Here is a 17,402-nt window from a genome sequence, read left to right on the forward strand (position 1 = left end):
GCCTCGTGAAGTGATGAACCGGCTTGTACGGGGCACGAGGGCGAAGCGGGTTAATCCACGCGGCGCAAGACTGTCGCGCATGCAACTGCCTGGGCGAACTCGGTCGCCGGAGTGACGCGCCGCCATGCGATCCATCCGTAGAGTGGCCGCTCGATCCACGAGAAGGAGGCACGCCATGCTGGACACCATCCAGGCCGTCAACCAGACCGCCGCGTTCAACCGCTGGGCAGGCTTCGATGTCACGCACGCGGCCGACGGCGAAGCCGAGTTGCGCATGCCGTGGCGCGACGAACTGGGCCAGTACGCGGGCTTCCTGCATGCGGGCTTGATCGGCGCCATGCTCGACACCGCCTGCGGCTTCGCGGCCAGCACGGTGGCCGGCAAAGTGCTGGCGTCCCATTTCTCCGTCAATTGCCTCGCGCCCGCCGTGGGCCGCGCCTTCGTCGCACGAGGCCGCGTCGTGAAGGCCGGGCGCAAGCAGGTGTTCGCCGTCGCGGAGTTGTTTGCAGAGGGAGAGGGCGACGCAGCGCCCAAGCTGGTGGCGACCGGGAATGCGATCCTGGTGCCGGTGAGTTGAAGTCGTCGCTACGAGAGCGCGATCTCACGCATCAGGTTGCTGCGCACCCAGGTGAAACCTCCCGCCTGCACGTTGCTGGCTTGCCAACGGCGGAATTCGGGGTCGGCCGACAGGGGGTCCGTCACCTTGGCGTACGCCGCCGCGTTCTCGAACTGGATGGTCAGGACGTAGTTGCCCAGTTCACCCGCAGCCACGCTCCAGAGTTGCGGGTCGGGTGCGCCATGTTTCTTCCAGAGGGCCGCGCCAGCCTTCACGGCTTCGATGACGGCACCGAGATCGGCGCCCGGGTTGGGGCGCAGGACATAACGCGCTTCGTAGGCCATCGCAGTCTCCTTCATCACGAAAGAGGAACGATTGAATCACTCGCGCGCACGGCGGGCAATCGGGAAGTGCGGCTGAGGGGTGTCTGATGCGTTCGCACGCGACCACGACGGCGTAGCGCGCCCTCCTTGATGGCGCGAGGGAATCTAGACGACCAGCAAGTCGGTCTGCCCGTTTTCCGTCCCCAGGCGCTGCGCCAGCGCATCGAGTGCCTCGAGCGAGAAGGGGCGCATCGCGATCTTCTTTTCGCTCAAGTCGCAGAAAGAGCTGTATCCGGCCAGCTGCAGGGCGCCCCTGAAGCGTTCCATGCTGCCGCTGTTGATCAGTCCGCCGGGCCAGAACTCCGTCACCAGCGGCAGCTTGCGTTGCAGCGTGCGCGTCGCGCCGGCCAGCACATAGCCTTCGAAGCCTTGTGTGTCCATCCACAGCAAGGTCGAACTGAGATCGACGCCGTCCAGGATGCGGTCGAGCGTCTGCGACGGCACCTGGATCGTCTCGCGGCCCGGGTCGGACTTGCCGTTGCCGTAACGCGCCCGGTGGTCGCCGTAGTTTTCAGTGGACAACTCGAAGGCGAGGGACTCGTCGTCCTTCTCGCCCAGCGCGATGTTGTGCGTGGTGATGCGGTCCGCGACCCGGTTGAGTTCCGCGTTGGCTCGCAGCAATGAAAAATTCTTTGGCTCGGGCTCGAACGCGATGGCCTTCTCGAACAGCCCGCGGTTCACTGCCGGGATGCAGATGGTGCCGATGTTCGCGCCGATGTCGAGCAGCAGCTTCATGCGCTGCTCGCCCAGCATCCCGACGACCCGTTGCAGCTTGTCGAAGTCGAAAGGCTCGCGGTGCTTGAACAGCCACTGTCCGATGATCTGGTCACCGGCCGCGACGACGAAGGATTCGGACGGGCAGGACGCCAGCATCATCGCCTCGCGCGGCGCCGTGTCCCAGAGCAGGCGCGTCACCAGCGGGCTGCTGAAAAAACGATGCCGGCCAAAGCCCCGCACCACCGGGAGGATGGCCTGATAGATCCCGCTCTTCAACATGTACGCCCCTCCTCTGCCCGATGTCGGACATGGTTAGAAACAATTGTGAGTAACTATAAAGGGCTACAAATGGATTCATGACCCTTTCCCGGCGGACCGGATGCATATTCCGGACCATCATTCGGCCAGGGATGGAGCGCCTCGCTATGGCGATCGGCCAGGGGCGTACACCTTGCGGCGGGTCGGCGGCAAGGCGGAGGGCCGGCCCTCATGCTTCAATCGTTGGCGCTGCGCGCCCGCAGCCGGTCGAACAGCACCGCCACGATGATGAAGCTTCCCACGAAGGTGCCTTGCCAGAAGGTGCTGATCCCCAGCAGGATCAGGCTGTTACGGATCACCTCGATCAGCGCCGCGCCCACTACCGCGCCAAAGGCCGTGCCGATGCCTCCGGCCAGGTTGGTCCCGCCGATCACCGAGGCCGCGATCACCGACAGCTCCATGCCCTGGCCGAGGCTGGTCGTCACGGTGCCGAGCCAACCCACTTCCAGCACGCCGGCAATGCCCGCGCACAGCCCGCAGAACATGTAGACGCTGACCTTCACCAGCTTGACCGGCACGCCCGTCATCGTCGCCGCGCGCTCGTTGCCGCCAATGGCATAGAGGTGCCGCCCCCAGCGCGTCCAGCGGAACATGAAGCTTGCGACGACCAGCAGCACGATGAGGAACAGCACCGGGCTCGGCACATGGATCGCATCGGTGAAGGGCAGGGGCACGGTGACGAAGCCGCCGCCGAGTGCCAGCAGCTTCGGCTGGTCCGGCCCGAACTGGTAGACCATGCGGTTGTTCGACAGCACCATGGCCAGGCTGCGCACGATCGACAGCATCCCCAACGTCACCACGAAGGGCGGCACGCCGATGTAGGCGATCATGAAACCGTTGATCGCGCCGACCAGCAGCGAGGCGCCCAGCGCCAGCGGAATCGCCAGCCAGATGGACATGCCTTCGGCCATCGACATCCCCACCACCATGCCAGAGAGCACCAGCGTCGCGCCTACGGAAAGATCGATGCCGCCGGTGATGATCACGGCCGTCATGCCGATCGCGATCAGCGCCACGAAAGCGAAGTTGCGCGTGACGTTGAACAGGTTCTGCTGCGTCGCGAACACGTCGCTGGAAAAGGCCAGCACCACGAATGCGACCACCGCCGCCACCGAGACCCAGAAGGTCTGCTGGCTCACCAGCCAACTCAGCCAGGTGCCGTGCACGCGCCGGTCGATGGTTTCTTCGAGGCTGATGGCGGCCATGCGTTGGTCCTGCGTTGTCATGCGGTCTCGATCGCGCCGGTGATGAGGCCGGTCACTTCCTCGGGGGAGCTTTGCGCGATCGGCTTGTCCGCTACCTTCACGCCGCGGCGCAGCACGACGATGCGGTCGGCCACCGCGAACACGTCGGGCATGCGATGGCTGATCAGCACCACCGCGATGCCGTGGTCGCGCAAGCGCCGGATCAGGCTCAGCACCTCGGTGATCTGCCGCACGCTGATGGCGGCGGTGGGCTCGTCCATCAGCACGATCTTCGGGTCGGCCAGGCGCGTGCGCGCGATCGCCACCGCCTGCCGCTGGCCGCCCGACATGCGCCGCACCAGGTCGCGCGGTCGCGTCTCCGATTTCAGCTCCGCGAACAGTTCGCCCGCACGCTGGTACATCGCCCGGTAGTCGAGGATCTTGAAGGGTCCGATGCCGCGCCGCAACTCGCGGCCGAGGTACACGTTCTCGGCCGCGCTGAGGTTGTCGCACAGCGCCAGGTCCTGGTAGACCACTTCGATGCCTTCGCCGCGCGCGTCGGCCGGCTTGTGGAAGGCCAGTGGGCGGCCCTCCATCGCCAGCGTGCCGTCGCTCGGCGGGTAGTTGCCGGCGACGATCTTCACCAGCGTGGACTTGCCGGCGCCGTTGTCGCCCATCAAGCCGACCACCTCGCCCGCATGCAGCGAGAGGGAGACGTCGGTCAGCGCCTGGATGGCGCCGAAGTGCTTGGAGACTCCGCTGAGCTCCAGGACAGCCATGCCTGTTACTTCGCCGGGCACTTGTCCAGGTTCGTGGGCACGCATTCATCGAGCCCGGTGAAGAGCGGATCCGCCACCTTCTTGCCGCCGATCAGGTCGATCAGCACGGCCGGCGCACGATGCCCCATCTCGAACGGACGCTGGCCGATCTGCGCATGGCTGCGGCCGTTCTTCAGCGCGTCGAGTTGCGGCGGCAGCGTGTCGCCGGCGATGATGATCAGTTCCTTCGAGGCCAGCTTCGGCTTCACCTGGTCCGTCACCTGCGCATAGGCCGACGGTCCGAACTGCGCCCAGCCACCCACCAGGATGAAGGCGTTGAGCTTCGGGTTCTTGGTGAACACGTCGGACATCTGCTGGTTGGCCAGGTCGATCTGGTCATTGGTGAACAGCGGGCAGCCGGCGATCTCGGTCCAGCCGCCTTCACCCTTCAGCCGGTCGATGCCCTTCTTGCCGGCGATGGTGTCGCGGAAGCCCGCGGCGCGCTGGTTGATGTTGTCCGCCGCCACGTTGCCCAGCTGCATGCAGACCGTGCCGCCCTTGGCGTTGAGCCCCTTCAGGTGCTTGGCCATGAGCACGCCCATGTCGTAGTTGTTGGTGCCGAGGTAGGTCTTGCGCAGCGCCTTGTCGGCGGCGCCGAGGTCGGCGTCGATGGTCATGATCGGCATCTTCGGCGCCTTGGCCTTGAGCATGGTGGCCATGGCCGGCGCGTTGGACGGCGAGATGGCGATGCCGGCCACCCCCTTGTTGATCAGGTCTTCGACGATCTGCACTTCGCCGGCTTCATCGGCGCTGGAGGCCGGACCGGTGTAGAGGCAGGTGTATTCCGACGTGGGGTTCTCCTTGTTCCACAGCGCGCAGCCATCGCCGAGCACCGTGAAGAAGGGGTTGTCCAGCCCCTTCACGACCACCGCCAACGTCTTCTTCTGGGCCATCGCCGGCGTGGCGGCGAGGAGGGCGGCCAGGGCCGCGCCGACGAACACAAGAACCGACTTCTTCATTGCGTCTCCTTCGTTGTGGGATATGCACTGACAAGGCTCTCTTGCACCGCTGGCAAGCCGCGCGGGATCTCTCATGCGGGCTGTCTGGGACCCAAGAGAAGGCGGACTGTAGTACTTGTATCGGAAGGTGTCGAGCGGGCAGACCCGCGCTTGGGCGCAGGCGCGGATCAGCCGCGGCCTTCGGGCTTCACTGCCCCGGTGTGTACTGCACGATCGCTGCGGCCGGGCCGGCGACCGACTTGACCTTGCCGGCCTTGTCGAAGGCCGCCTGGTACTCCGACCAGGAGTCGATCCAGTAGCGCCACACGTCGGCCTCGAGGCGCGGGTTCTCGCTGGTAATGGGATAGCCGACGGCCATGATGACCTGTTCGCGCGTCATGCCCTCCATGACCTTCGCGGCCTGTATCGCCTCGCGCACGGGCGGCTCGAAGCCGGCGATGCGGACCTTGGGGTCTTCCTTGACGATGTACCGGCTGGCGAACTCCGGAATGCGAATGTCGCGGCTGTAGTCGTTCTTGAGGCGCTGCGGCTTGCCGCCGATCGTGGTGTCGACCCAGCGGAAGTCGTAGCTCGTGACCTGCGCCGGCGTGCCGATGGGCACGAGGGTGGTGCCGGATTCGCGGTAGTTCGCGTCGCCCATCTGCCTGCCGTAGGTGTACATGTTGCAGCACAGGTAGCCCGTGAGCATCGGGCCTTGCGGGCTGGCCGGGCGTTGGGCATGTGCGGGGGAGAAAGCGATCGCAATGGCGGCTGTCAGCGCAAGGCGTTGGAGCATGTGAAGGTGACCCTTTGTGGTTGAGGTGCGCGCGGATTCTAGGGTCGCCCATTGATCTGATCGGACGCCCCCCGCCCGTGCAGCGGAGCCGTCCGGTGCAGCCGCCTATTGCGCCGGCACGAACAGCACGCGGTCCAGCACCGCGGGCGTGCCGGTCACGGCCTTGACCTTGCCGACCTTGTCGAAGGACACCTGGTACTCCGACCAGGAGTCGGCCCAGTAGCGCCACACATCGGCCTCGAGGCGCGGGTTCTCGCTGGTCATGGGCCAGCCGACGGCCATGGTCACCTGTTCGCGCGTCATGCCTTCCGTGATCTTGGCCGCCCCGATCGCGTCGCGAATCCGCGGTTCGAAGGCCGCGATCCGCACGCGGGGATCTTCCGTGACCACGTACCGGTAGGCGAACGGCGTCATCGCGATATCGCGGCTGTAGTCGTTCTTGAGACGCTGCGTCTTGCCGCCGACGTTCAGGTAGATGAAATGCCGCTCGTAGCCGGTGACCTGGGTCGGCGTGCCGACCGGCAGCAGGCTGGTGCCTTCCTCGCGGTAGTTGGCATCGCCCATCTGGGAGCCGTAGGTGTACATGTTGCAGCACAGGAAACCCGTGATGAGCGGGCCTTGCGGTGCCGCAGGACGCTGCGCATGGGCGACTGAAACAGGAGCGGCGATGGCGATCGCGAGTGCCAATGCGTGGCGTCGAAGCATGACTTGTCTTCCCTGATTGTTTGTGTCGAGGGAATTCTATGGGTCGTCGACAATTGAGTTCCTTCAGGCAAATCACCGAGTGAGAGAAAGTACACAGATGGCCATCCAGTGGTTCCCCGGTCACATGCACGTGACGCAAAAGGCCATCGCGGAACGCGTGAAAGATATCGACGTGGTGATCGAGTTGCTCGATGCCCGGTTGCCCGGTTCCAGCGCCAACCCGATGCTGGCGGAACTCACCGGCCACAAGCCTGGCCTCAAGGTGCTCAACAAGCAGGACCTGGCCGACCCAGAGCGCACCGCGCTCTGGCTCGCACACTACAACGCCCAGCCCGACACGCGCGCCATCGGGCTCGATGCCAGCCTGAGCACGCCGGCGCAGCGCCTCATCGCCGCCTGCCACGAACTCGCGCCGAATCGGGGCGGCATGGCCAAGCCGATGCGCGTGCTGATCTGCGGCATCCCCAACGTCGGCAAGTCGACGCTCATCAACACCATGACCGGCAGCAAGAAGGCGAAGACCGGCGACGAGGCCGGCATCACCAAGCTGGAGCAGCGGATCGTGCTGGCCGACGACTTCTACCTGTGGGACACGCCCGGCATGCTGTGGCCGCGCATCATCGTGCCCAAGAGCGGCTTCAACCTGGCGGCCAGCGGCGCGGTGGGCCGCAATGCGTACGACGAGGAACTGGTCGCGCTGGAGCTGCTGGCGACTTTGAAGAAAGACTATGCGGGGCTGGTGGAGGCGCGCTTCAAGCTCACGGAGTCGATCGCAGACCTGAGCGACGAAGAGGCGCTGGAAGCCATCGGCCGCAAGCGCGGCGCGCTGCTGGGCAAGGGCAAGGTCAATACGCAGAAGGCGGCCGAAGTCGTGATGCACGAGTTCCGCAACGGCAGCATGGGCCGCATCACGCTGGAGACGCCGGAGGAGTTCATGCAATGGTTCGCGGCGGGCATGCAGGCCGACGCCGAGCGCGCCGCGAAGAAGGCCGCGCGCTCGAAGAAGAAAAAGCCGCAGCGCGGCGGCGAGGAGGCGCCGACCGCCACGCCTCGGCCCGACGAGCCGGACGCTGCCTGACCCGCTCGCGGCGCGTCAGTAATCCAGCTTCGGATACCAGTCGGTGCCGCGCCCGGCGGGCGTGAGGTCGAGGATGTTCCACAGCGGTGTCGGGTCGGGTGCGCCGCGTGCGTCCTGACCCGGGTCCTCGGTGCCGCCCATCTCGCCGGCCCAGAAGTGGTGGACCTTGCCGTCGCGCTTGACCCACACGTCCAGCGCCGGCCATTCGTCGCCGTTGGGCGCCAGGCCGCGGTAGTCGCGCGCGAAATCGTCGCCGACCGTGGCGTAGAACTTCAGGTTGCGCCAGCCGCGCTCGCGCGCAAAGGCCAACTGACGCTCGACTGGTGAACGCCCGATGACGGCCATCGCCACCTTCTGGCTGAGGTCGCGCGCGGGAATGTCGAGGGCGCCCAGCATGGCGGTGCACATCGGGCACGGCCGCTCGCGCTGCGGGCCGTACATCCAGAAGTAGCTGACCAGCGTGTCGTGCGCGCCGAACATGTCGGCCAGGCCGATGGTCTTGCCGTTCTCGTCCTTGAACTGGTAAGGCGGCGCTTCTCCGCCGAGCGGCAACTGGCGGCGTTGTGCGGCGACGCGCTCGATGTGGCGGCGCAACTCGATCTCCTCCGCGAGCAAGGCCGTGCGGGCCTGGCGATAGTCGGCGCTGTCGTTGGGATAGGGCTTGCTCGCAGCGGCGGCGGCGAGTTCGGATGCGGATTGAAGTTGAACCATGGTTGCTCCTTGTGTTCCAAACGATCAAGTGCCTGCCGCTGGGCGGCAAGGCGCCTGCGCGGGAAATCCTTGTCAGCCTGCGCCGACGAAGGGCGTTGAGCGGGCGGCGCACACCGCATGCAAGCAAAGGAGCCACGCATGAAGCGAATCCACCCGGCCGGACTGGCCTTGGCACTTGGCGGCTTGCTCACGCTCGGCGGCTGCGTCGCCGTGCCTGTGGACGGCAGCTATACGACCACCTATCCCTATGCCTATTCGTACGGCTACGGGGTCCCCTATGCTGCGCCCTGGCTGTACGTTGGCGGCGCCTATTACGGAGGCTGCTGCTACGGTCGGCCTTATGGCTGGTACGGAGGGCGCTATCCCTACTACGGCGGGCGGCCCTTCTATGGATACGGGCACGGCTACGCTGCGCGGCCCGGCTACGGAAGGGGCTACGGTTGGGCGGGCGGTTCCGGCCGAGGCGGACGCGGTGGGTGGCGTCGGTAATTGCGCCCCTGAATTCGACCCACGCGAAACTTATTGCCGGCTTACATCAGCCTCGGGTTTTCGCTAGGGTTGTCACTCTCTGCCGTAAGGTTACTTTTGGTTAAGTTCTTACAGCATCGCGCGTCGGCTGCGCCGTCGCTTTTGTTCGGGCCACTGACCCTTTTCTCCGGAGACTTTTTTTCATGCAGTTTCGTTTTCACCGCCTGGCCATGGCCGGCCTCATCGTTTGCTCCGCCGGCGCCTTCGCCGCTGACCCGATCAAGATCGGCGTGGATGGTCCCTTCACCGGCGGCTCGTCGTCGATGGGCGTGAGCATGCGCGACGGCGTGCGCCTGGCCGCAGAGGAAATCAACAAGGCCGGCGGCGTGCTGGGCCGCCAGATCCAACTCGTCGAACGCGACGACGAAGCCAAGAACGAGCGCGGCGTGCAGATCGCGCAAGAGCTGATCAACAAGGAAAAGGTGGTTGCTACCGTCGGGTACATCAACACCGGCGTGGCCCTGGCCTCGCAGCGCTTCTTCCAGGAAGCCAAGATCCCCGTGATGAACAACGTGGCCACCGGCTCCATCATCACGCACCAGTTCGACAAGGACCCCGAGAACTACGTCTTCCGCAACTCCGCGCATGACAGCATCCAGGCGCCGATGATCGTGGAAGAGGCGGTCACGCGCCGCGGCTACAAGAAGGTCGCGATCCTGGCCGACTCCACCAACTACGGCCAGCTCGGCCGCGAAGACCTGGAGAAGGCGCTGAAGGCCAAGGGCATCACGCCGGTCGCCGTCGAGAAGTTCAACATCAAGGACGTCGACATGACGGCCCAGTTGCTCAAGGCCAAGGAAGCCGGTGCCGAAGCCGTGCTGACCTACGGCATCGGTCCCGAGCTGGCGCAGATCGCCAACGGCATGACCAAGCTGGGCTGGAAGGTGCCGATGGTCGGCAGCTGGACGCTGTCGATGGCCAACTACATCGACAACGCCGGCCCGGGCGGAGAGGGCGCGCGCATGCCGCAGACCTTCATCCAGGAGCCGACCACGCCCAAGCGCAAGGCCTTCATCGAGAACTACGTCAAGACCTTCAAGCCGAAGAACAACCGCATCGACTCGCCGGTGTCGGCCGCGCAAGGCTACGACTCGATCTACCTGCTGGCCGCCGCGATGAAGCAGGCCAACAGCACCGACGGCCCGAAGATCAAGGAAGCGCTGGAAGACCTGAAGGCGCCGGTCGAAGGCGTGGTCACCACCTACAACAAGCCCTTCTCCAAGACCGACCATGACGCGATCACCGCGAACATCCCGGTGTTCGGTGAAGTGAAGGGTGGCCGCGTGGTGTTCGCCAATCCGGACGACCTGAAGAACGCCGTGCGCGTCAAGCAGCAACAGTAAACGCCATCGTGCGCGCGCCGCCGCAGTGCTGGCAGCCTGCGGCGGCGCGTTGCATTTGAGCGCCGCAAAAAGGCCCACGGGCCAGGCTACAACAACTCCAGAGAACGCCATGCAAATCCTTACCCAACTCATCTTCAGCGGCATTGCGCTGGGGATGATCTACGCCGTCATCGCGTTCGGCTACCAGCTGACCTTCGCCACTTCGGACACCCTCAACTTCGGCCAGGGCGATGCCCTGATGCTCGGCGCGCTGGTCGGCCTGACGCTGGTCGGGCTGGGCGTCAATTACTGGCTGATGATTCCCATCGTGTGCCTGTTCGGCGCCTTCCAGGGCGCGGTGGTCGAACGCATCGGCGTGCGGCCCGCCATCAAGATCAAGAGCGAATTCGGCTGGATCATGTCGACCATCGCGCTCGGCATCATCTTCAAGAACGTCGCTGAAAACGTGTGGGGCCGGGACGACCTGAAGTTCCCGTCGCCGCTGCCGGAGTCGCCGCTCAAGTTCCTCGGCGCGAACGTGCTGCCGATGGAAATCCTGGTGGTCGCCGGCGCGCTGCTGATGATGCTGGCCGTCGAGTTCTTCAACCGCAAGACGATCTACGGCAAGGCCGTGGTCGCGACCTTCAACGACCGCGATGCCGCCAAGCTGATGGGCATCAACACCGGACTGGTCATCACCTTCTCGTATGCGCTGTCGTCGATGACGGCGGCCTTTGCCGGCGTGCTGATCGCGCCGCTGACGCTGACCGGCGCGACCATGGGTGCGGTGCTCGGCCTCAAGGCCTTTGCGGTGGCGATCATCGGCGGGCTGACCAGCGGCATGGGCATCGTGGTCGGCGGGATCATCCTCGGCGTGGCCGAGACCACCACCGGCTTCTATCTCAGCACCGGCTACAAGGACGTGCCGGGCCTGGTGCTGCTGCTCATCGTGCTGGCCGTGCGGCCGGCGGGCCTGTTCGGCAAATCGGCGATCAAGAAGGTCTGAGGGCCGATTCAGCAAGACAACATGAACAACACTTCCAGAATTCTTCTCGCCACCATCGGCTTTGCGCTGCTGATGCTCTTTCCGGTGGCGATCCACAACCCGTACTACATCCACCTGCTCGAGACCATCATGATCTACGCGATCCTGCTGTTCGGGCTGGACATCGTGGTGGGCTACACGGGCCAGGTCTCGCTCGGCCATGCGGGCCTGTTCGGCATCGGCTCGTACACCGCCGGCGTGCTGGTGTTCAAGCTGGGCGCGCCGCTGATGGTGTCGCTGCTGGCGGCAGTGGGCGTGACGGCCGTGTTCGGCGCGATCCTCGCGCTGCCCGCACTGCGCGTGACGGGGCCGTACCTGGCCATGGTGACGCTGGCCTTCGGCACGATCATCCAGATCCTCATCAACGAGATGACCTTCCTCACCGAAGGCCCGATGGGCATCAAGCTCGAGAAGCCGCCGCTCTTCGGCCACAAGCTGGACGAGCGCGAGTTCTTCTGGGTGGTGGGCGTGATGCTGGCGATCTCGCTCATCATCGTGCACCGTGTGCTGCGCTCGCACCTGGGCCGCGCCTTCGAGGCGCTGCGCGGCAGCCCGGTGGCGTCGGACTGCATGGGTGTTTCCGTGTACCGCTACAAGGTCTACGCCTTCGTGATCAGCGCGGGCTTCGCGGGCATGGCGGGCAGTCTCTATGCGTACTCCGAGCAGTACATCTCGCCCAACTCATACAACTTCGAACTCACGGTGCTGTTCCTGCTGGCGGTGATCATGGGCGGGCGCAAGAGCCGCATCGGCTCGCTGCTCGGTGCAGCCATCATCGTGCTGCTGCCCAAGCTGCTGGACGACGTGGAGTTGTTCCGCTACGTGTCGGTGGTGCTGGCGGTGCTGGTGGCCATCAGCGCGACGGTGGCGGTCAAGCGGGGCAAGGCGACGCCGGCGGCGATGGCGATTCCGGTGGTCGGCAGCATCGCGTTGGCGGGCCTGGCCTTCTGGTTGCAGACCATGACCGACTGGCGCCTGTCGATCTTCGGCGTGATCATGCTGTTCGTCGTGTACTACCTGCAGGACGGCATCGTCGGCTTCGTGCGCAATGCGCTGAACCTGCGCCGTCCCAAGCCGCAGATCGACGTGGCGGTGGAAGGCGCGCCGGTGGCGGATGCCGTGTCGACCGCGGCCGGCGCCGGCGGCAGCGACCAGGTGCTGGAAGCGTCCGGCGTGCTGATGCAGTTCGGCGGCCTGAAGGCGCTCAACAATGTCGACCTGGCCGTCAAGCGCGGCACCATCCACGGGCTGATCGGGCCCAACGGTTCGGGCAAGAGCACGATGATGAACGTGCTCACCGGCATCTACGTGCCGACGGCCGGCAACCTGAGCTTCGGCGGGCGCTCGCTGGTCGGGCGCACGTCCTCGGACATCGCGCTGTCGGGCATCGCGCGCACCTTCCAGAACGTGCAGTTGTTCGGCGAGATGACGGCGCTGCAGAACGTGCAGGTGGGCCTGCACCACACCTTCGCGAGCAACCTGTTCGACGTGGCGGTGCATACGCCGCGCTACCGCCGCGAGAGCGCTGCGGCGGTGAAGCGCGGGCTGGGGCTGCTCAAGTTCGTCGGGCTGGAGGAGTTCGCCGAGGAAGAAGCGCGCAACCTGCCGTACGGCAAGCAACGCCTGCTGGAGATCGCCCGCGCACTGGCGCTGGACCCGCAACTGTTGCTGCTCGACGAACCCGCTGCCGGCCTGACCGCGCCGGACATCAAGGAACTGATCGCCATCATCCGCAAGATCCGCGACCACGGCATCACCGTGATCCTGATCGAGCACCACATGGACGTGGTGATGAGCATGTGCGACACCGTGTCGGTGCTGGACTTCGGCCAGAAGATCGCCGAGGGCGAACCGGCCAAGGTGCAGGCCGACGAGAAGGTGATCGAGGCCTACCTGGGTGGCCAGGAAACGCAGGCCCAGCCCGCCTGAGAGAAAGAAAAGAAATGCTGAAAATCCAGAATCTCTCGGCCGGCTATGGCAAGGTGCAGGTGCTGCACGGCATCTCGATGGACGTGCCCAAGGGCAAGGTCGTCACGCTGATCGGGTCCAACGGCGCCGGCAAGACCACCACCATGCGCGCCGTCTCCGGAATGATCGCCGCCACGGGTGGTGAGATCACGCTCAACGGCAAGCGCATCGACGGCCTGGAGGCCTACAACATCGCCAAGCTGGGCCTGGCCCATTCACCCGAAGGGCGGCGCGTGTTCGCCACGATGACGGTGACCGACAACCTCACGCTCGGCGCCTTCCCGCGCCTGACCGGCAGCCGTCCCGAGGGCGACGTGGCGGGCGACCTGGAACGTGCGCTGGAATTGTTCCCGCGCCTGAAGGAGCGCCGCACGCAACTGGCCGGTACGCTGTCGGGCGGCGAGCAGCAGATGCTCGCGATGGCGCGTGCGGTGATGCTGAACCCCGAGGTCGTGCTGCTCGACGAACCCTCGATGGGTCTTGCGCCCATCCTGGTGGCCGAAGTGTTCCGCATCATCGAGCGGCTCAAGTCGCAGGGCGTCACGATGCTGCTGGTCGAACAGTTCGCCGCCGCCGCATTGGGCGTGGCCGACTATGGCTACGTACTGGAAAACGGCCGCATCTCGGTCGAAGGCCCGGCAGAAAAGCTCCGCAACGATCCGGCGGTGAAGGCGGCGTACCTGGGCGGCGGGCATTGAGCTAGCGTCTCCCCTCGTCGTGGGATGCGCGCTGCGACGCGCATTCCTATGCTGCCGCTTCCACTCACGCAGGAGCTTGCATGCTGTTCTTCACCAACCGCGAAATCGACGTCTCGAAGAACGACGAGGCGGCGTTCACCAACCGCTTCACCATCATGGACGAGTCCCTTGCCGCAGCCGATGTGGCTGGGGTCTACAAGGCGGGGGGTGGCGCAACCTGGACCCTGGCGAACGTGAGCCCGCAGGCTGACGACAACGACCTCATTCCAAGGCTGGTCGCCGTGTTCGGGGCGGGCAGGCCGGTGCTGGTCTACCTTCATGGAAACAGCAATCCGCCGGCCAAGTCTTTCTACAGGTGCAAGCGGCTCGAGGACATCTACGGCATCAGCGTCATCGGTTTCTCATGGACATCGGAAGGCTTCCTGCCCGACGGCAGCAACGCCGTTGCCCTCGCTTCGGACGGCGATGCGGAGGATTCACTGAAGCAGGTGAAGTCCGGCAACCTCGGCCTGGGCGCCATCAAGAGCAAGATCCAGCGCTACCACCAGGCGAAGATCAACGCCCAGCAGTCGACGATGGCCGTCGCGCGCTTCCTTCGCCTGGTCGCCGTGGCGCGGATGTTCGCTGGCGTGCAGCAACCCTACAGCATCGCCGGACACAGCCTCGGCTGTCATCTCCTGCAGAAAACGCTGCCTTTGGACGGCACGCACGCGGCGGTCGCCACGGCCGACAACGTGATCCTCCTTGCGCCCTGCACGCGGGCCGAGCAGCACCGCGGCTGGGTCGAGAAGCTGAGTCCGAAGGACCGCGTCTACATCGTCTTCAACAACCTCGACCCGGTGCTGGCTGCGGCCGACATCGCCGATTCGGGCGAGATCAAGCTGGGGCTCAACCCGGGGCTGGACATCATCCGTTCGCCCAGGTTCCGCTACATCGACATGCAGAGCAATGTGTCGAGCAGCAAGATGCATGCGTGCTTCTCGGCCGACAACCCGGACACGCCGCGCAAGGCCGATCTGAAGTTGTTCACTGCATTGTTCCGGTCCGAGGACGACTTCCCCGTCAACGGCAATCCGAAGTCGGTCTACCTCGCAGGATGCAACGGCGATCTTTCGATCTGCTCGATGTCATTTCATTCCTAGTTCGCGTTCCTCACGAACTTCTGCGCCCGCTTGCCAGTGTCGACCTCGCCCGCATACAGGTTGCCCTGCGAGTCGATCGCCAGGTCGTGCACCCAGTGGAACTCGCCCGCATAGCGGCCCGCGCGACCCAGCCGGCCCTGCACCGCACCGGTGTCGCGTGACAGCACCAGCACCTGGTTGTTGCGGCCGTCGGCCATCAGCAGCCAGCGTTGCGCCGGATCGCGCGACAGCACGATGTCCCACACGGCGCCATTGCCGGCCGTCTGCGGCTCGACGGAAAACTCCTTCACGTATTCGCCGTTCTTGCGGAACACCTGCACGCGGTTGTTGAGCCGGTCGCACACATAGACCAGCCCGTCGCGTGCAACCCGTGCGCAATGTACCGGGCTGCCGAAGGTCTGCAACTGTGCGGCGGTGGGCGGCGCAGTACGACGGCCATCGGGCTTGCCGACCGCGATCGGCGGCTTGCCAAAGGCGCCCCACATGCGCTTGAACGCGCCGCTGTCGGCATCGAAGACGATCACGCGGTTGTTGTGATATCCATCGGCCACGTAGACCTCGTTGGCCGCCATGTCGACCTCGACGCCGGCCGCGCGGCCCAGGCGCGTGGTGTCGGCGCTGCCGGTCTGCGGACCGACCTTGCCGATCTGCATCACGAACTTGCCGTCACGCGTGAACTTGAGCACCTGACCGTCGTTCTCGCCGTTGCCGGTGATCCAGACGAAACCCTTCGCATCGACGTGGATGCCGTGTTCGTTCTCGGGCCAGTCGTAGCCCGCACCCTTGCCGCCCCAGGAGCGCAGCAAGTTGCCGGCCGCGTCGAACTCCAGCACCGGCGGCGCGGCGGTGCAGCAGGTGGCCTGCGGCGGGTTGAGCGCGGCGCTGCGTTCGTCCTCCGTCAGGCTGCCCGGGCGTTGCAGCACCCAGATGTGATCGTCGGCATCGGTGGCGATGCCGCTGACCTGGCCGAGGATCCACTTGTTGGGCAGCGGCTTGGGCCAGGCGGCGTCCACGCGCCAGCTCGGCAGCGTGGCGCTGGCCATGCCGGACGAAGGCGAGGTGCAAGCCGTGGTCGACGCGACGATGGCGGCTGCGCTGGCCAGCAGCACCAGCCAGTGGGGGAGGGGGTACTTCATGTGCGATGTTTCTTGGTGTTGTTGTTCGAACCCGGCAAGCGCGCCGGCGGCCTACTCCATGACGATCTTCCCGTCCTCGACGTACTCGTCGAACTGCATGCGCGGGATGGCTGTCAGGCCGACCACGCCGCGCTCGGCTTCCCAGCTCAGCGTGGCACTGTCGAAGGTCAGGTCGACCTCGATGCGGCCCTTGGGGATGGGAATCGGCGTGCCGTCGCCGGGCGTGTAGGTCACGTCGCCTGTCACCGTCGCGAATTGGGACATGTCATTTCCTTCCTCGTGGATGAGCTGCCATTAGAGCGGGTTTGGAGGGCTTGCGTGTGTCGGATGATCGGCCGACAGCGCAAAGCGGCAAGGTGTAGCAAACTCTTGCAGGCAACGCACTCCCCACGATCCATGACCGCAGAAACCATCGCCCCTTCCTCCCATCCCATCGAAGTCATCCAGGGCGACCTGTCGGCCTATCGCCGGGGCAACACCGGCGTCGACTACGTGCATCGATTCGCGTCGGGCAAGCCGGGCCCGCATGTGCTCATCAACGCGCTCACGCACGGCAACGAGATCTGCGGCATGGTCGCGGCGAAGCACCTGCTCGACACCGGCGTCCGCCCGCTCGTCGGCACGCTGACGGTGAGCTTCGCGCACGTCGAGGCCTACGAAGCCTTCGACGTCGAGCGACCGTACGAAAACCGCCAGATCGTGCACAACCTGAACCGCATCTGGTCCGACGAACTGCTGGAGGGCGCCGAGGACAGCCCCGAGTTGCGCCGCGCCCGCGCCCTGCGCCCGGTCGTCGCGGCGGCGGACCATATCCTCGACATCCACTCCACCAGCCAGGACGTGGTGCCGTTCTGGGTCTATCCGGACTTCGCGCGCAATGCCGACGTGGCGATGGCCATCGGCCTGCCGCCGGTGCACCTGGTCATGCCCAATGGCCTCGGCTCCGGCACGCCGCTGATCCAGCATGGCCGGCATGCGGGCGCCGACGCGCCGGGCGCGGCGGTGGTGGTCGAATGCGGCCAGCACTTCAAGCGTGCCACGGCGGACCTGGCCACCGAGGTGAGCTTGCGCTTTCTCGCGCACTTCGGGCTGATCGCGCGCGAGGCAACGCCCGCGACCGAGCCGCAACGCCGCTTCGAATTGCTGCAGACGCTGATGGTCAAGACGAAGGACTTCGCCTTCACGCGGCCGTTGATCGGCTTCGAGACCTTTGCCAAGGGCGAGCTGATCGGGACGGACGGCACGGAGGAAATCCGCTCGCCCTGCGACGACTGCACCGTGTTCATGCCGACGCGCGAGCCGATCGTCGGGCGGGAGGCCGTGTACCTGACACGGCCGATTGCGCGATAGACGGCCCGG

At 65.7% G+C, this 17,402-nt stretch carries 19 protein-coding genes; 9 read left to right on the forward strand and 10 right to left on the reverse strand.

Annotation, left to right across the window (positions count from 1 at the left end; genetic code table 11):
- The first annotated feature begins 175 nt into the window (after positions 1-175).
- Positions 176-577, forward strand: a complete 402-nt coding sequence (locus WKW79_RS11900) for a PaaI family thioesterase (RefSeq protein WP_340335362.1) — start codon at positions 176-178, stop codon at positions 575-577.
- A gap of 8 nt (positions 578-585) precedes the next feature.
- Here WKW79_RS11900 and WKW79_RS11905 read toward each other — a convergent pair whose 3' ends face one another.
- The 7 genes from WKW79_RS11905 to bamE form a co-directional block, all read right to left on the reverse strand.
- Positions 586-900: an NIPSNAP family protein gene (locus WKW79_RS11905; protein WP_340335363.1), complete on the reverse strand. Its 315-nt coding sequence runs from the start codon at positions 898-900 to the stop codon at positions 586-588.
- 144 nt (positions 901-1,044) lie between these two features.
- Positions 1,045-1,935, reverse strand: coding sequence for an FkbM family methyltransferase (locus tag WKW79_RS11910; RefSeq protein WP_340335364.1), 891 nt, complete (start codon positions 1,933-1,935; stop codon positions 1,045-1,047).
- Between the two features lie 215 nt (positions 1,936-2,150).
- Positions 2,151-3,200 (reverse strand): ABC transporter permease, encoded by a 1,050-nt coding sequence (locus WKW79_RS11915; RefSeq protein WP_340335365.1) that lies wholly within the window; start codon positions 3,198-3,200, stop codon positions 2,151-2,153.
- Positions 3,197-3,937, reverse strand: coding sequence for an ATP-binding cassette domain-containing protein (locus WKW79_RS11920; protein WP_340335366.1), 741 nt, complete (start codon positions 3,935-3,937; stop codon positions 3,197-3,199). Before WKW79_RS11920 ends, WKW79_RS11915 begins: the two co-directional genes overlap by 4 nt.
- Before the next feature lie 5 nt (positions 3,938-3,942).
- A complete protein-coding gene (locus tag WKW79_RS11925) occupies positions 3,943-4,935 on the reverse strand; it encodes a substrate-binding domain-containing protein (protein ID WP_340335367.1) in 993 nt (330 codons plus the stop codon).
- A gap of 187 nt (positions 4,936-5,122) precedes the next feature.
- Positions 5,123-5,710, reverse strand: coding sequence for a cell envelope protein SmpA (locus WKW79_RS11930; RefSeq protein ID WP_340335368.1), 588 nt, complete (start codon positions 5,708-5,710; stop codon positions 5,123-5,125).
- Between the two features lie 105 nt (positions 5,711-5,815).
- On the reverse strand, positions 5,816-6,415 hold the full coding sequence (bamE, locus tag WKW79_RS11935; protein WP_340335369.1) for an outer membrane protein assembly factor BamE domain-containing protein: 600 nt from the start codon (positions 6,413-6,415) through the stop codon (positions 5,816-5,818).
- A gap of 97 nt (positions 6,416-6,512) precedes the next feature.
- Here bamE and ylqF point away from each other — a divergent pair, with 97 nt between their 5' ends.
- The gene (gene ylqF / locus WKW79_RS11940; RefSeq protein WP_340335639.1) at positions 6,513-7,493 is read left to right on the forward strand and encodes a ribosome biogenesis GTPase YlqF; all 981 of its coding nucleotides are present in this window, start codon (positions 6,513-6,515) and stop codon (positions 7,491-7,493) included.
- A 15-nt stretch (positions 7,494-7,508) separates the two neighbouring features.
- On the opposite strand, the gene WKW79_RS11945 is transcribed toward ylqF, so the two are convergent.
- On the reverse strand, positions 7,509-8,204 hold the full coding sequence (locus tag WKW79_RS11945; RefSeq protein ID WP_340335370.1) for a DUF899 family protein: 696 nt from the start codon (positions 8,202-8,204) through the stop codon (positions 7,509-7,511).
- Between the two features lie 138 nt (positions 8,205-8,342).
- On the opposite strand from WKW79_RS11945, the gene WKW79_RS11950 reads away from it, so the two are divergent.
- From WKW79_RS11950 to WKW79_RS11975, 6 genes are all read left to right on the forward strand, one after another.
- Positions 8,343-8,693 (forward strand): hypothetical protein, encoded by a 351-nt coding sequence (locus WKW79_RS11950; protein ID WP_340335371.1) that lies wholly within the window; start codon positions 8,343-8,345, stop codon positions 8,691-8,693.
- A 182-nt stretch (positions 8,694-8,875) separates the two neighbouring features.
- On the forward strand, positions 8,876-10,075 hold the full coding sequence (locus WKW79_RS11955; protein WP_422823877.1) for an ABC transporter substrate-binding protein: 1,200 nt from the start codon (positions 8,876-8,878) through the stop codon (positions 10,073-10,075).
- 109 nt (positions 10,076-10,184) lie between these two features.
- Entirely contained in the window at positions 10,185-11,060 is an 876-nt protein-coding gene (locus WKW79_RS11960; RefSeq protein WP_340335372.1) for a branched-chain amino acid ABC transporter permease, read from the forward strand.
- 21 nt (positions 11,061-11,081) lie between these two features.
- Positions 11,082-13,028 carry a branched-chain amino acid ABC transporter ATP-binding protein/permease gene (locus WKW79_RS11965; protein WP_422823878.1) on the forward strand — a complete coding sequence of 649 codons (1,947 nt, stop codon included), beginning with the start codon at positions 11,082-11,084 and terminating at the stop codon, positions 13,026-13,028.
- A 14-nt stretch (positions 13,029-13,042) separates the two neighbouring features.
- Entirely contained in the window at positions 13,043-13,765 is a 723-nt protein-coding gene (locus WKW79_RS11970; RefSeq protein ID WP_340335373.1) for an ABC transporter ATP-binding protein, read from the forward strand.
- An 80-nt stretch (positions 13,766-13,845) separates the two neighbouring features.
- The gene (locus WKW79_RS11975) at positions 13,846-14,907 is read left to right on the forward strand and encodes a hypothetical protein (RefSeq protein WP_340335374.1); all 1,062 of its coding nucleotides are present in this window, start codon (positions 13,846-13,848) and stop codon (positions 14,905-14,907) included.
- Here the strand turns inward: WKW79_RS11975 and WKW79_RS11980 are convergent.
- Positions 14,904-16,043, reverse strand: coding sequence for an NHL repeat-containing protein (locus WKW79_RS11980; protein ID WP_340335375.1), 1,140 nt, complete (start codon positions 16,041-16,043; stop codon positions 14,904-14,906). The two genes, WKW79_RS11975 and WKW79_RS11980, sit on opposite strands and share 4 nt — an antisense overlap.
- Positions 16,044-16,094: 51 nt before the next feature.
- Positions 16,095-16,307, reverse strand: a complete 213-nt coding sequence (locus WKW79_RS11985) for a hypothetical protein (RefSeq protein ID WP_340335376.1) — start codon at positions 16,305-16,307, stop codon at positions 16,095-16,097.
- Positions 16,308-16,439: 132 nt separating this feature from the next.
- On the opposite strand from WKW79_RS11985, the gene WKW79_RS11990 reads away from it, so the two are divergent.
- Positions 16,440-17,393: a M14 family metallopeptidase gene (locus tag WKW79_RS11990; RefSeq protein WP_340335377.1), complete on the forward strand. Its 954-nt coding sequence runs from the start codon at positions 16,440-16,442 to the stop codon at positions 17,391-17,393.
- Positions 17,394-17,402: the final 9 nt, after the last annotated feature.

It is taken from the genome of Variovorax robiniae (genome assembly GCF_037889955.1).
GTDB lineage: Bacteria > Pseudomonadota > Gammaproteobacteria > Burkholderiales > Burkholderiaceae_C > Variovorax > Variovorax robiniae.

Bases quoted from the DNA above. Each gene is read 5' to 3' on its own strand.
- WKW79_RS11920 (WP_340335366.1), bottom strand. From the start codon at position 3,937: ATGGCTGTCCTGGAGCTCAGCGGAGTCTCCAAGCACTTCGGCGCCATC.
- WKW79_RS11910 (WP_340335364.1), bottom strand. From the start codon at position 1,935: ATGTTGAAGAGCGGGATCTATCAGGCCATCCTCCCGGTGGTGCGGGGC.
- WKW79_RS11915 (WP_340335365.1), bottom strand. From the start codon at position 3,200: ATGACAACGCAGGACCAACGCATGGCCGCCATCAGCCTCGAAGAAACC.
- WKW79_RS11990 (WP_340335377.1), top strand. From the start codon at position 16,440: ATGACCGCAGAAACCATCGCCCCTTCCTCCCATCCCATCGAAGTCATC.
- WKW79_RS11925 (WP_340335367.1), bottom strand. From the start codon at position 4,935: ATGAAGAAGTCGGTTCTTGTGTTCGTCGGCGCGGCCCTGGCCGCCCTC.
- WKW79_RS11955 (WP_422823877.1), top strand. From the start codon at position 8,876: ATGCAGTTTCGTTTTCACCGCCTGGCCATGGCCGGCCTCATCGTTTGC.
- WKW79_RS11945 (WP_340335370.1), bottom strand. From the start codon at position 8,204: ATGGTTCAACTTCAATCCGCATCCGAACTCGCCGCCGCCGCTGCGAGC.
- ylqF (WP_340335639.1), top strand. From the start codon at position 6,513: ATGGCCATCCAGTGGTTCCCCGGTCACATGCACGTGACGCAAAAGGCC.
- WKW79_RS11930 (WP_340335368.1), bottom strand. From the start codon at position 5,710: ATGCTCCAACGCCTTGCGCTGACAGCCGCCATTGCGATCGCTTTCTCC.
- WKW79_RS11960 (WP_340335372.1), top strand. From the start codon at position 10,185: ATGCAAATCCTTACCCAACTCATCTTCAGCGGCATTGCGCTGGGGATG.
- WKW79_RS11975 (WP_340335374.1), top strand. From the start codon at position 13,846: ATGCTGTTCTTCACCAACCGCGAAATCGACGTCTCGAAGAACGACGAG.
- WKW79_RS11905 (WP_340335363.1), bottom strand. From the start codon at position 900: ATGGCCTACGAAGCGCGTTATGTCCTGCGCCCCAACCCGGGCGCCGAT.
- WKW79_RS11900 (WP_340335362.1), top strand. From the start codon at position 176: ATGCTGGACACCATCCAGGCCGTCAACCAGACCGCCGCGTTCAACCGC.
- WKW79_RS11985 (WP_340335376.1), bottom strand. From the start codon at position 16,307: ATGTCCCAATTCGCGACGGTGACAGGCGACGTGACCTACACGCCCGGC.
- bamE (WP_340335369.1), bottom strand. From the start codon at position 6,415: ATGCTTCGACGCCACGCATTGGCACTCGCGATCGCCATCGCCGCTCCT.
- WKW79_RS11970 (WP_340335373.1), top strand. From the start codon at position 13,043: ATGCTGAAAATCCAGAATCTCTCGGCCGGCTATGGCAAGGTGCAGGTG.
- WKW79_RS11965 (WP_422823878.1), top strand. From the start codon at position 11,082: ATGAACAACACTTCCAGAATTCTTCTCGCCACCATCGGCTTTGCGCTG.
- WKW79_RS11950 (WP_340335371.1), top strand. From the start codon at position 8,343: ATGAAGCGAATCCACCCGGCCGGACTGGCCTTGGCACTTGGCGGCTTG.
- WKW79_RS11980 (WP_340335375.1), bottom strand. From the start codon at position 16,043: ATGAAGTACCCCCTCCCCCACTGGCTGGTGCTGCTGGCCAGCGCAGCC.